Annotated in this window: 10 protein-coding genes; 6 read left to right on the top strand and 4 right to left on the bottom strand. The window is 53.4% G+C overall.

Features of this window, described 5'->3' with window-relative positions; translation table 11 throughout:
* Window positions 1–51: 51 nt before the first annotated feature.
* The gene (gene gyrA / locus AZF00_RS06520) at window positions 52–2,694 is read right to left on the bottom strand and encodes a DNA gyrase subunit A (RefSeq protein ID WP_062383459.1); all 2,643 of its coding nucleotides are present in this window, start codon (window positions 2,692–2,694) and stop codon (window positions 52–54) included.
* A 272-nt stretch (window positions 2,695–2,966) separates the two neighbouring features.
* Here gyrA and AZF00_RS06515 point away from each other — a divergent pair, with 272 nt between their 5' ends.
* From AZF00_RS06515 to AZF00_RS06500, 4 genes are read left to right on the top strand one after another with little or no spacing between them, the layout of a single operon-like run.
* Complete coding sequence (locus AZF00_RS06515; RefSeq protein WP_062383456.1) at window positions 2,967–4,295, top strand: TRZ/ATZ family hydrolase; 1,329 nt, start codon at window positions 2,967–2,969, stop codon at window positions 4,293–4,295.
* A 1-nt stretch (window position 4,296) separates the two neighbouring features.
* Entirely contained in the window at window positions 4,297–5,025 is a 729-nt protein-coding gene (gene ubiG / locus AZF00_RS06510; RefSeq protein ID WP_008247138.1) for a bifunctional 2-polyprenyl-6-hydroxyphenol methylase/3-demethylubiquinol 3-O-methyltransferase UbiG, read from the top strand.
* Window positions 5,025–5,690 carry an HAD-IA family hydrolase gene (locus AZF00_RS06505; RefSeq protein ID WP_008247137.1) on the top strand — a complete coding sequence of 222 codons (666 nt, stop codon included), beginning with the start codon at window positions 5,025–5,027 and terminating at the stop codon, window positions 5,688–5,690. The genes ubiG and AZF00_RS06505 overlap by 1 nt, the downstream gene beginning before the upstream one ends.
* A gap of 14 nt (window positions 5,691–5,704) precedes the next feature.
* On the top strand, window positions 5,705–6,469 hold the full coding sequence (locus AZF00_RS06500) for a YciK family oxidoreductase (RefSeq protein WP_008247135.1): 765 nt from the start codon (window positions 5,705–5,707) through the stop codon (window positions 6,467–6,469).
* A 105-nt stretch (window positions 6,470–6,574) separates the two neighbouring features.
* On the opposite strand, the gene AZF00_RS06495 is transcribed toward AZF00_RS06500, so the two are convergent.
* The 3 genes from AZF00_RS06495 to AZF00_RS06485 form a co-directional block, all read right to left on the bottom strand.
* Window positions 6,575–7,420, bottom strand: a complete 846-nt coding sequence (locus AZF00_RS06495) for an HDOD domain-containing protein (RefSeq protein WP_008247124.1) — start codon at window positions 7,418–7,420, stop codon at window positions 6,575–6,577.
* A gap of 93 nt (window positions 7,421–7,513) precedes the next feature.
* Window positions 7,514–8,692 (bottom strand): pyridoxal-phosphate-dependent aminotransferase family protein, encoded by a 1,179-nt coding sequence (locus tag AZF00_RS06490; RefSeq protein ID WP_008247122.1) that lies wholly within the window; start codon window positions 8,690–8,692, stop codon window positions 7,514–7,516.
* 112 nt (window positions 8,693–8,804) lie between these two features.
* Entirely contained in the window at window positions 8,805–10,283 is a 1,479-nt protein-coding gene (locus AZF00_RS06485) for an exonuclease domain-containing protein (RefSeq protein WP_197465718.1), read from the bottom strand.
* A 283-nt stretch (window positions 10,284–10,566) separates the two neighbouring features.
* On the opposite strand from AZF00_RS06485, the gene imuA reads away from it, so the two are divergent.
* Together imuA and AZF00_RS06475 are read left to right on the top strand one after the other, a co-directional pair.
* Window positions 10,567–11,388: a translesion DNA synthesis-associated protein ImuA gene (gene imuA, locus AZF00_RS06480; RefSeq protein ID WP_062383453.1), complete on the top strand. Its 822-nt coding sequence runs from the start codon at window positions 10,567–10,569 to the stop codon at window positions 11,386–11,388.
* Window positions 11,388–12,872 (top strand): Y-family DNA polymerase, encoded by a 1,485-nt coding sequence (locus AZF00_RS06475; protein WP_062383450.1) that lies wholly within the window; start codon window positions 11,388–11,390, stop codon window positions 12,870–12,872. The genes imuA and AZF00_RS06475 overlap by 1 nt, the downstream gene beginning before the upstream one ends.
* Window position 12,873 lies beyond the last annotated feature (1 nt).

Here is a 12,873-nt window from a genome sequence, read left to right as displayed (position 1 = left end):
AGCGTTAAGCCCGCCGCCTTTACTTAGCTAAAAAATTTGCGAATAAACAGCTTACTCGTCAACCGCAGGCGCATCGTCAGCGGCGCTATCATCTGGCTCAACGGCAATCACATCCGCTTCGCTCGCGACAATTGGCTCGCCGTCTTCATCCAATGGCAATGCTTCGTCCTCTTCGTCTACCCGTTGCACGCCGACCAAATGCTCGTCTTCTTTAAGACGAATAACGCGAACACCTTGGGTATTACGACTCAGAATCGACACTTCATCGGTGCGGGTACGCACCAAGGTGCCCTGATCACTGATCAGCATCAGATCGTCGCCTTCAAAGACTTGCACGGCGCCAACCAGTGGGCCATTACGCTCGCTCATGGCCATGGCGATAACACCGCGGTTACCGCGCCCTTTAGCAGGAAAATCTTCAACCAAAGTACGCTTACCGTAGCCATTTTCAGACACGGTCAACACACAGCCGCCCTCTTGGGGAATAATCATGGCAATGGCGCGCTGACCTTCATCCATACGGATACCGCGCACACCGCGCGCAGTACGGCCCATGGCGCGCACATCTTGCTCAGCAAAACGCGCCGCTTTACCCGCACTGGTCAACAGCAGGATATCGTTTTCGCCGTTAGTGATTGCGGTGCCAATGAGCACATCGCCTTCGTCCAATTCTATTGCGCGCAAGCCCACACTGCGCTGGCGAGAAAAGGCCTCTAGCGGGGTCTTTTTCACGGTACCCAGACCGGTGGCCATAAAGATGAAATAGCCTTCGGTGTACTCATTAACTGGCAGTATTGAGGTAATACGTTCGTCTTCACCCAGTGGCAATAAATTCACCATTGGTCGGCCCCGGGAGTTGCGGCCTGCAACTGGAATTTGGTAAACCTTCAGCCAGTAAACCTTACCAATATTACTGAAACACAAAATAGTGGTATGGGTGTTCACCACCAATAAATGCTCAACAAAATCTTCGTCTTTAACCGAGGTCGCCGATTTGCCCATACCACCGCGACGCTGGGCTTGGTAGGTGTCTAAGGGCTGCGACTTGGCGTAACCGCCGTTGGAAATAGTCACAACGCGGTCTTCTTCAGGAATCAGGTCTTCGTGGTTCAAATCCAGATGCGAGGCAACGATCTCACTGCGGCGCTCATCGCCGTAATCGGCCACAACCTGCTCAAGTTCACCGCGAATAACCGCAATCAACACATCAGGGTTCGCCAAAATATTCAGATATTCAGCAATTTCCAACAAGCGTTCCTGATATTCGCCCAGCAGCTTCTCGTGCTCAAGACCGGTCAGCTTTTGCAGACGCAAATCCAGAATTGCCTGCACCTGCACTGGCGACAAGTAATACTGGCCGTCACGCATGCCGTACATGTCTTCTAAATCGTCGGGGCGGCAGGCATTTTCGCCAGCGCGCTCCAGCATGCCAGCCACATCACCCAATTTCCACGGACGAGAAATCAAGGCATCTTTCGCCTCTTGGGTGGTTGCCGAGGCTTTAATAGTGGTAATAATTTCATCAATATTGGAAATCGCAATGGCGAGACCTTCCAATACATGACCGCGCTCCCGCGCCTTGCGCAGCAAGTACACAGTACGACGAGTAACGACTTCGCGGCGATGGCGAATAAAGTATTCAATGAGCTGCTTTAAATTCAGAATGCGCGGCTGCTTGTCGACCAAGGCGACAATATTAATACCAAATACATTCTGCAGCTGGGTCTGGGCATAAAGGTTGTTTAAGACCACTTCGCCGCTTTCGCCGCGCTTCATTTCAATAACCACGCGTAAACCGTCTTTATCAGACTCATCGCGCAGCTCAGAAATGCCTTCTATTTTCTTCTCTTTAACCAGTTCGGCGATTTTCTCAATCAACCGCGCTTTGTTTACCTGATAAGGCAACTCGTGGACGATAATTGTTTCGCGGTGGGTTTTTTCATCAATAATCACTTCGGCGCGAGCGCGGATGTAAATACGACCACGGCCGGTTTTATACGCCTCGACGATGCCAGCGCGGCCATTGATGATTGCCGCCGTTGGAAAGTCTGGGCCAGGAATATGCTCCATCAACTCTTCAACGGTGATATCGGGATTATCGAGGGTTGCCAAACAACCGTTAATCACTTCGGTCAGATTGTGGGGCGGAATATTGGTCGCCATACCTACCGCGATACCTGAGGAGCCGTTAATCAGCAGCGCAGGGATCTTAGTTGGCATTACCTCTGGAATTTGCTCGGTGCCATCGTAGTTAGGCACCCAATCCACGGTCTCTTTATCGAGGTCCGCAAGGATTTCATGGGCAATTTTGCGCATGCGGATTTCGGTATAACGCATGGCCGCCGCGTTATCACCGTCGATAGAACCAAAGTTACCTTGGCCATCAACCAGCATATAGCGCAACGAAAACGGCTGCGCCATACGAACGATGGTGTCATACACCGCGGAATCGCCGTGGGGATGGTATTTACCAATAACATCACCAACGACACGGGCCGACTTTTTATAGCCCTTATTCCAGTCGTTATTGAGTTCGCTCATCGCGAACAATACCCGGCGATGAACCGGCTTCAAACCATCCCGGACGTCGGGCAATGCCCGACCCACAATAACGCTCATTGCATAATCGAGGTAGGACTGCTTTAGCTCATCCTCAATATTGACCGGCAAAATCTCTTTAGCTATATCAGCCATGAACGGGGTAATTCCTTATTATGGATACGCGCTTCGCAGCATTGTCGCTGAGAAATCGGCCGCATCCGGTATTTAAGCCAGTACTGACACCATCACCGCAAACGACGCAACAGCTCGAAGCAGAAAATAAAGGGGCGATGATAGCATATTTTCAACGACCTAAGACAGTTCAAAATCGCCGTAAATCAATGTGCTATCGCCACAAATCAGCCCACAGCACCCCTGTTTGCGGGTATACTTGCGACTTTGCTCAACAGGACCCGGACAGCCCTATGCCCGCCCCCACAATCAATAGCGCCGACACCCTGATTTTTGCCCGCTGGATAATACCGGTCACCCCCGCCAGCGCGCCGCTTAGCCATTACGCCATCGCCATTAATGACGGCGTAATCAGCGCCATATTGCCAGCTACCGAAGCGCAGGCCATCACCGCCAAGGAGATCCTTCACCTCGACCACCATGCGGTGATGCCAGGCCTAATCAACGCCCACGGCCATGCCGCCATGAGCCTGTTTCGCGGCATGGCCGACGACAAAGCCCTGCACACTTGGCTTAACGACCACATCTGGCCCGCCGAAGGCCAATGGGTAAACGAAGATTTTGTGCGCGACGGCAGCGAGCTGGCCATTGCCGAAATGCTCCGCAGCGGCACCACGACCTTTAGTGATATGTATTTTTTCCCCGAGGTTACCGCCCAAGTAGCACGTAAAGCCGGCATTCGCGCCCAACTCAGCTTTCCCATATTCGATTTCCCCTGCGCCTGGGGCAGTGGGCCTGACGACTACTTTCGTAAAGGCCTCGCCCTACTCGACGAACACAAATACAGCGCGCTGATTAATATTGCCTTTGGCCCCCACGCGCCCTATACCGTGGGCGATGAGGCCATGCAGCGCATTGTGACCTTTGCTGCGGAACTGGACGTACCTATTCAAATCCACCTGCATGAAACCCAGCAGGAAGTGGATGACGCCGTAGCGCAATCGGGCAAGCGGCCGATTGCCCGTCTCGCCGAGCTAGGTCTACTCGGCCCCAAGACCCAGTGCGTGCACTTAACCGCCCTCAACGACGAGGATATTGCCACGCTCGCCAGCCATGGCTGCCAAGCGGTGCACTGTCCCGAATCTAATTTAAAGCTGGCCAGCGGCTTTTCGCCCGTCGAAAAAATGCGCGTGGCAGGTATTAATGTCGCCATTGGCACCGACGGCGCCGCCAGCAATAACGACCTGGATCTATTTGGCGAAATGCGCACCGCCGCCCTGCTGGGCAAGGCGGTCGCCGGTGACGCCAGCGCCCTGCCCGACAGCTATGCCCTAGAAATGGCCACAATCAACGGCGCAAAAGCGCTGAGCATCGATCATTTGGTGGGCAGCCTTGAAGTCGGCAAACAGGCAGACATTATTGCCATAGACCTCGCCGCGCTGGAACAGCAGCCGATTTACAACCCCGTCTCACAAATTGCGTACACCAATATCAGCCACCGGGTTCGCTATAGCTGGATCATGGGCCGCAAGGTACTGGATAATGGCGAACTGACCACGTTAGACAGCCGGGACATCATTGCCCGCGCCGAGCTCTGGCGCAAAAAAATTAGCGGAGAATAAAATGCAACAGCCTCATTCAAGCAGCGCAACTAGCAATGTCGACCCCGCAGAAATCGCCAAGTTTGAAGAACTCGCCCACCGCTGGTGGGACCGCAACAGCGAATTCAAACCCCTGCACGACATCAATCCGCTGCGGGTTAACTATATTGACGAGCGCTCACCGCTGGCCGAGCGCAAGGTTGTCGATATTGGCTGCGGCGGCGGCATACTGTCTGAATCTATGGCCCAGCGCGGCGCCACGGTCAAGGGCATCGACATGGGCGAAACCCCACTCAGCGTCGCCCGCATGCATCAGCTAGAGTCCGGCACCAAGGTTGAGTATGTACAAATTACCGCCGAAGAACTCGCCGAGGCAGAAGCCGGCAGCTACGACGTGGTCACCTGTCTAGAAATGCTAGAACACGTGCCCGATCCATCATCAGTCATTCGCGCCTGCGCCAAACTCTGTAAACCCGGTGGCGATATTTATTTCTCAACCATCAACCGCAACCCTAAGGCCTTTATGTTCGCTATTGTTGGTGCCGAGTATTTATTAAAAATGCTGCCCCGTGGCACCCACGACTTCAGCCGCTTTATTCGCCCTGCCGAGCTGGCCAACTGGGTGCGTCAAGCCGACTTACAGCTGCAGCATATGACTGGCTTAACCTACAACCCCATACTGCGCACTTATCGTCTTAACGATAAAGATGTCGACGTCAATTACATGATTCACGTGAAGAAGCCACTTTAATGTTAAAGGCTGTATTATTTGATCTGGATGGCACCCTGCTTGATACCGCAGTGGATTTCACCGCGGTATTAAACGCCATGCTCAGCGAGCGCGAATTAGCGCCGCAGCGTTATGACGAGGTGCGCAAGCGGGTGTCCGATGGCGCCCGCGCAGTGGTCAGCCTCGGTTTTCAACAGCAAGAAGGCGAAGCGGGTTTCCAAGCCCTGCTCGATGAATTTCTTGACCGCTACCTGGCTCAGCTCGCGGTCAGCACTACACTTTTCCCCGGTATGAGCGAAGTCTTGACGCACATAGAATCACTCGGCATGAAATGGGGCATCGTCACCAATAAGCCCGCCCGCTTCACTGAGCCACTGCTCGCGGCAATGGGCCTAGGCCAGCGCTGCGCCACCGCGATTTGCCCAGACCACGTCACAAATCGCAAGCCCCACCCTGAACCGATCTACTTGGCCTGCAAAGAAATCGACTGCCTGCCCGCACACACCATTTACGTGGGCGACCACCGCCGCGATATCGACGCCGGCCGCAATGCCAGCATGCGCACCGTGGCCTGCGCTTACGGCTATGTTTCAGCCGGTGACAGCGCCGAAAGCTGGGCAGCAGACTACCTCGTCGCCCAAGCCCTAGATTTAATTCCCTTAATTAACCAGCTACATACTTCTTAAGCCGAGGATAATCCGTGCCCCTAAGCCTCCCCAGTGATTTCATTGCCGCTCCCCAATGTTTAGCGGGTAAAACCATTTTAGTGACCGGTGCTGGTGACGGCATTGGCCGTGCGGCAGCGTTAAGCTTTGCCGAACACGGCGCCACCGTGATTTTACTCGGCCGCACCGTTGAAAAACTGGAAGCGGTCTACGACGAGATCGAAGCCGCTGGCTACCCCCAAGCCGCAATCTACCCCGTGCATTTACGCGGCGCGGTGATGAAAGATTACGAGGAGCTGGCCAACACCATTGAACGGGAATTTGGTCACCTTGACGGCCTGCTTCACAATGCTGGCATACTCGGCCAGCGCCGTACTTTGGCACAAACAACGGTCGACAGCTGGGACGACGTATTGCACGTCAATATCACCGCCGCGTTTATGATGACCCAAGCCCTGCTTCCAATGTTAGCCGCCGCCAACTCAGCCTCTATTGTGTTGACCTCATCCAGCGTCGGCCGCAAAGGTCGGGCATTCTGGGGGGCCTATGCGGTCTCTAAATTCGCCACCGAAGGTTTTATGCAGGTCTTGGCCGACGAAGAGTTTGAGCTAAACAACACGCGGGTGAACACCATCAACCCCGGCGCCACCCAAACCGTCATGCGCCGCACTGCCTACCCTGGTGAAAATCCGCAGGACAATCCGCTACCCGACGTTATTATGCCGCTGTATCTGTATTTGATGAGTGACGCTAGCGCGAAGGTTAACGGCCAGCAATTTGACGCCCAGCCAAAAGACTAAGCCATCAAGCGCAGATTGTTTACCTAGGAGCTTTAAAAGGGATATAAATCGGAGGGGGACGCGCTGCTCATCAAATAAACTGACATGCAGCGCGATCGGTTTTCGTCAGTCGCGCAACATGCCCTGCATTAATTCGATCTGCTGCTGATAGGCCTCATCGCTTTCACCCGGTGTTACCGGCAAACCGAGTCGCGCAAATGCGGTCACCTCAGCCCAATCGACTTCCGCCAAGGGGTGCTGCGTACCGACATACGTTTGCAATCTTGCTACGGTGACAATATCGGCATAATCCGCTTTTTCAATATCACGACTAAAATCGGCGCAGCCTTCAGGAACAACAATTAACTCCTGGGCAAAACCCCAAACCTCTAGAATTCGGCGCCCCACTTCTGGACTCAGTTCTAGCAAGGCCTGGTCTAGCAACTCGGGATGGTCCCGTAAAAAGCCTCGACCAACCGCATAAGACAATATTGGCAAAGCGCCAATCTGGTGAATAATTCCCGCGAGTGTGGCCAGCTCTGGTTTGAGATGAAGCTGAGATTTCGCCAAGGTATAGGAAATCGCCGCAACATCGGTACTCTGCACCCAAATGCTGCGCATGCGCTGATTTAAAGACTCTTTGGTCGACAGAAAGATTTGCTGCATCGCCAAGGTCGTCACCAAGGTACTGGTATAACCCAAGCCAATGCGACCGATAGCACCTTTTACGTCGTTAATCGGCTGTAAACCACGCAGTAGAGAACTATTGGCAACCCGTAAAATTCTCGCCGCTATTGAGCTATCGTTTTCAATAATGGTGGCCAACATTGCAATATTGACGTCTGGGTCGCTGGCTGCCTCGCGGATCTCCAAGGCCACTTCTGGCAAGGTCGGCAGTACAACGGCATCATTTTCAATCGCCTGCAGCAAATCCGCGCGGATTTGCTCAATCAAAGGGGTACTTGAACTCACGTCGACACACTCATCATTTAAGGTAGCGGGAACTGCGATACCTAAAGATTAGCAGATAAATTGCCGCTGCAATGATTTCTGCAGCGACTAAATTTACGCTAATACGGCATCAGCAGCGGCAAGTGCTGCGCTCGCGTCACACTCGTAACCTTGTGCCAACATCGCGGCAGCCAGTCCCGACAACAGCAAGCGAATATTTTCAGGCTTGGCGCTATAGCCCATCAAACCAATACGCCATACCTTACCAGCAAGGTCGCCCAAACCGGCACCAATCTCCAAGCTGTGATTGGCCAACAAATATTGGCGCGTCGCGGCGTCATCTACGCCTTGAGGAATATAAACGCTATTGAGCTGAGGCAGACGCTGCTCCGCAGCCACGACAAACTCAACACCCAAGCATTCTAAGCCAGCAGCTAAGGCGCTATGCATGGTGGCATGACGCTGCCACGCATTCTCTAGGCCCTCTTCTTGCAGCATAACCAGAGACTCATGCAAACCGTATAAGGCATTGACCGGCGCAGTGTGGTGATAGGCACGCTTACCGCCCTCGCCCCAATAGCCCAAAATAAGATTCATATCTAAAAACCAGCTTTGCACTGGGTGCTTACGGGCTTTAATGGCTGCCACTGCCGCTGGGCTAAAAGTCACCGGCGACAAGCCCGGTGTGCACGACAGACACTTCTGGCTACCCGAGTAAACGGCATCAGCCTGCCACTTATCAACCAATAGCGGCACGCCGCCCATTGAGGTCACCGCATCAACAATGCTCAAACAACCGTATTGCTTAGCCAAGCCGCACAGGGCTTCAGCGTCGCTTAACGCGCCAGTAGACGTTTCAGCGTGAACAAAAGCCAGCACTTTAATATCGCCATGTTCTTTTAAAGCCGCCTCAACAGCGGCGGGTTCAACAGCCGTACCCCAAGCAAAATCGAGGCGAATCGCAGTGGCACCACAGCGCGTCACATTCTCAATCATCCGATTGCCGAATACGCCGTTCACGCACACCAGCGCTTTATCACCCGGCTCGAGCAAATTAACAAAACAGGCTTCCATGCCGGCTGAACCCGGCGCAGAAATTGGCAAGGTCAATTCATTCTTGGTTTGAAAAGCGTATTTCAACAGCTCTTTGGTTTCATCCATCATGCCCACAAACAAGGGGTCGAGATGGCCCAGTGTTGGCCGACCCAGCGCTTCGAGAATACGCGGATGCACATCAGAGGGGCCGGGGCCCATCAACGTGCGAAGAGGAGGATGAAACGAAGAAATGGCCATAAGAAAATCTCACTGATCTGCTGCCGCGCCACAAGCGCAAGCAGCTGTATTAAATAGAACACTATGTTGGCGGCGATTATACCTGATTAGCGCGCAGGGGTAGAGGCCGAGTTTACGCCGTGTATTCTCCACCTATTGTTGCAGTAAACTCTGACAATGGCTGCCACGTTAAGTCATGCTGAAAGGCACGCAATAAGCGGTAATGCTCATAGCGAAACTCTTGGGTTTGCTCACATATACGCCGCGCCCCAGCCAAGTCTAGCGGTTCAGCTGAGCCGCTTAATTCAAGTAACTGCCCACGTTCAGCGTTCCAGCGAAAACTGCCAAAATGCCGCCAGTCATACACCAAATGACATTCGCTAAAGCCTGCGCCATTATCCTCATGAATCAACACTGGTTCGGCAAAAGGCCACGGCGTATACAGATATTCGGCAAACGCCGCTTTTACGCGCGCAGCAAAGTCAGCCGCCGACGCTACTGCTACCGACTCACCGGTTCCCGCTGCAGTTAAAACGCAAGCACCACACTCACATATCTCCCCCTCAACAAGCACCGCCAAACGTCGCAGACAAAGCTGATGTTCTTTCGCCAACTCTCTGATACGGGTTTTAGCGTGTTGACGCTCGCGAAATAACCCAACCGCCTCACCGGTCTGCGCGATATTGGCGGGCAAGCCAGAACGCAATCGCAGTTGTAACTCGCCACTGTCTTGCATGATAAAGCGCACACAGCAGGGCTTACCCAAGGCCTTAGCGCGACGCTGCAGCAATGGCTTTTCCTGACGCAAGGCCACACTTAAATGCAAACCCGCAGATAACTCGCCTGCCAGCATCTGCCACTGAACAGCGTCTACTCGGCGCAACAATTTTGCCGCTTTACTGTCCCCTGTGGCGTTTTCAAAATGAGAAAGTACCTGTTCCTGCAAAGACCGAGCGCTACCCAGATACAGCAACTCCCCCGCCTCACCCAATAACCGATAAACACCTGGCTCACGAGGAATCGCATCAATATCAGCCTGACGAATAGACGGCGGCAACACCGGCAAGCCCAACAGCAAGCCAACTTCAAAATTAAAAACGGCTTCGCCTTTATCGATGCGGGCGTAGTCGAGAAAAGCTTTCATCGCATCTACGTCGGCCATAGCCCGGTGATGCACCTCTGAGTAAAAACCAATCCGCGCACAGATTGCCTCCAAACCGTGCTTTGGCCAATCGGGGTACAAGGTACGCGCCAATTTCAGCGTACATAAAACACGTGGCTGGTAGTCGCGGCCATAACGCGCAAAATTAGCGCGTAAAAACCCCGCATCAAAGCGGGCATTATGGGCAACTAAAATGGCACCATCTAAATACGACCACAGGGCTTCCTGCACGTCAGAAAATCGTGGTTTGCCCCGTAACATACCGTTACTTATACCGGTAAGACCTTGGATAAATGAAGGCACCGAACAAAGAGGGTCGATTAAAGACTGCCATTCCAGATCAATATCGCCGCCAACAACGCGAACCGCAGCTTCCATGATGTGATCTTGCTTGGCCTGCCCGCCAGTGGTTTCAAGGTCGACCAAAGCAAACCGAAGATTACCTAACACCGGCCACTCCGCAAAGTGAATGCCCGTGCTTTTACGAGAAATGAAAAAGCCGAGCAAGAAGAAAATATCATATTCATCAACCTAAAATAGACGCGTCTCAAGCATGATAAACCACCCGAAGCTCATCGACATAACATAGATAACACACCAGCAACAAATACCCACATAACTAAAGCTATAAGGCCAGCCGCTTTCATCGCCTCATCCAACATTGACATTCACGCCATATAATATACTGTATATACATACAGCTAATACCCGCTAATGTAGTTTGTGCAATGCAATGAAAAATCACTCTCTCAATCAATTACTCGATGAGCGCAAGCTCTGGCGAGGCCAGCAACTCCGCAGTTCAGTGGCGGCTAGCGATCGCCTGAGCACAGGGTTTAGCACCTTAGATAACGCCCTGCACACCGGCGGCTGGCCCCGCAGCGGTTCTACTGAGTTATTGGGGGAATACGGGATTGGTGAGCTGTGGTTTTTACTGCCAGCCCTCCGCGAACATCTGGCAGACCGGCCAATGGCGTGGTTAAACCCACCCTATTTACCCCATGCCCCCGCGTTGGCCGCGCAGGGCTTGGCGGTGGACAAGCAACTTTTGGTCAGACCAAAAACCTTAGCAGATCAGCTTTGGGCCGCAGAAGAGTTGCTGCGCAGCGGCGCGTATAGTGCGGTATTAAGCTGGTTTAATGAACCGAACCTAAATGATAGGCAGCTACGTCGCCTGCACATAGCCGCCCTCGAGGGCCTGTGCTGGCATCTTCATTTTCGCCCGGCGAGCTTAGCCCAGCAGATATCCCCCGCCCCCCTGCGCTTAAATTTGAGCGCAGCAAAGCAATCTCTACAGATTAATATCATTAAACAGCAAGGCGGTCATGCTGGGCAGCAACTGCAATTAGCTCGCCCCGCCGCCCTTTATTTACAGCAAAGTGCCGCAGTGACGTGGCCAGTCTATAGCAGCGCATCGGTCGCCAAAACACAATCTCACCCCCAAGCCCTGCGCAAAATTAGCGTCCTGGCCAATACTGGTATATTCGCCAGCGCAACGCGGCAGGACAGCGTTGTCAACGTCATCAAGACTGGCAGCAACGAGCCGTCCCACTAATGCTGTGGTTATGCCTGCGGCTGCCAGCGCTGCCACTCGACGCCCTCGGCGCAAAGCACTCGGCTGGCATGCTGGCATTAAGCCATAATAATATTATCGTCATGGCGAATGTCGCCGCCCAACAGGCGGGAATCGCTGCCGGCATGTCGGTCGCGAGTGCAATGAGTTTATGTAGCGCCCTCGAACTTCGTCCTCGCGACGTACAGGCCGAGCAACAGTGTTTAGAAAATATTGCGCTCTGGGCTTACCGCTTCAGTGGCGATGTCTGCCTTTCTCCGCCCAATGCGGTGCTACTGGAATTGAGTGCGTCATTACGCTTGTTTAAAAACCTGGCGCGACTCTATCGCAAATTCATTAGCGCCTTTCGGCGCCGGGGGCTTAGCGTACAACTGGGCATTGCCCACACGCCACTAGCGGCGGAGTTGCTCAGCCACCAAAACATCAGCCCAGCCAAGTTAGTGAGTGCCGCTGGCCAGCTTCACCAAGAAGCATTACAGAATGCCCTGCAGGCATTACCCATCGATCTTGTACCACTCGTGCCCAAAACCCTGAATACCTTGCGGGAAATGGGCATGCACACGCTCGGTAATATCCAAGCCCTACCCCGCGCTGAACTTGAGCGCCGCTTTGGCAAAGACATCGTCACTGTGCTCGCTAAATTGCAAGGCGAACAGAGCGATATTCGGCCCAAGTTTGCCCCCCCTGATACATTCAATGCCCAGCGTCATTTTGACGGCGGCCTGCACAGCAAGCAGCAGCTGCGCTTTCCTGTTTCAGCTTTACTCAGTGAGTTGGAACACTATCTGCGTCTGCGCCAATGTCTAAATCGCGATTTGCAATGGGAGTTCCACTATTTAGATGGCAGCAAGGAGGCTTGGTCTTTGGACCTGAGCCAGCGCCATTTTGATCGTCGCAGTCTCATTGAATTGGTGATGCTACGCTTAGAACCCCTCAGTTTGCAGGGTGCGGTAGAAACACTAAGCCTGCGCTGCGAGCAATTTATTGGCAACGAGCAACACTGCGAGCAGTTATTTGATGCTGCAAATAGCAATAAACAACAGGAAAAGGCGGCGCAAGTATTAGACAAGCTAAAGCTTAGACTAGGCTCCCAGCGCTGCCATCAATTTTCCTTACAGGACGCCCACCTCCCGGAATTAAACTGGGTACTTCGCGACGCTCACACAGCGACGCAAACGCCTAGCCACAACAAACTACAAGCCCAAGCTACAGCGCCAAACGCCACAAACTTACTTCGGCCAAACTGGCTCTGCCACCCCCCCGAGGCCATTAGCGAAACTGCCGAAGGCTTATTTTGGCAGGGCGAGCTGCATTTATTACAAGGCCCGGAGCGCTTCGACGGCCAGTGGTGGCTGCAGCGTCAAACCCGCGACTACTATATTGCCCGTCACCAACACGGCGCCCTGTGCTGGGTGTTTAAAGACTGTCTGAATCGGCGCTGGTATCTGCACGGTTTTTTCGGTTAAC

The sequence above is a fragment of the Zhongshania aliphaticivorans genome (assembly GCF_001586255.1).
In the GTDB taxonomy this organism is placed as follows: domain Bacteria; phylum Pseudomonadota; class Gammaproteobacteria; order Pseudomonadales; family Spongiibacteraceae; genus Spongiibacter; species Spongiibacter aliphaticivorans.
Note: the sequence above shows the minus strand (reverse complement) of the source record. Positions and strands in the feature narration are given on the sequence as shown.

Coding starts and splice junctions, on each gene's coding strand:
- AZF00_RS06505 (WP_008247137.1), top strand. CDS start 5,025: ATGTTAAAGGCTGTATTATTTGATCTGGATGGCACCCTGCTTGATACC.
- imuA (WP_062383453.1), top strand. CDS start 10,567: ATGAAAAATCACTCTCTCAATCAATTACTCGATGAGCGCAAGCTCTGG.
- AZF00_RS06475 (WP_062383450.1), top strand. CDS start 11,388: ATGCTGTGGTTATGCCTGCGGCTGCCAGCGCTGCCACTCGACGCCCTC.
- ubiG (WP_008247138.1), top strand. CDS start 4,297: ATGCAACAGCCTCATTCAAGCAGCGCAACTAGCAATGTCGACCCCGCA.
- AZF00_RS06515 (WP_062383456.1), top strand. CDS start 2,967: ATGCCCGCCCCCACAATCAATAGCGCCGACACCCTGATTTTTGCCCGC.
- AZF00_RS06490 (WP_008247122.1), bottom strand. CDS start 8,692: ATGGCCATTTCTTCGTTTCATCCTCCTCTTCGCACGTTGATGGGCCCC.
- gyrA (WP_062383459.1), bottom strand. CDS start 2,694: ATGGCTGATATAGCTAAAGAGATTTTGCCGGTCAATATTGAGGATGAG.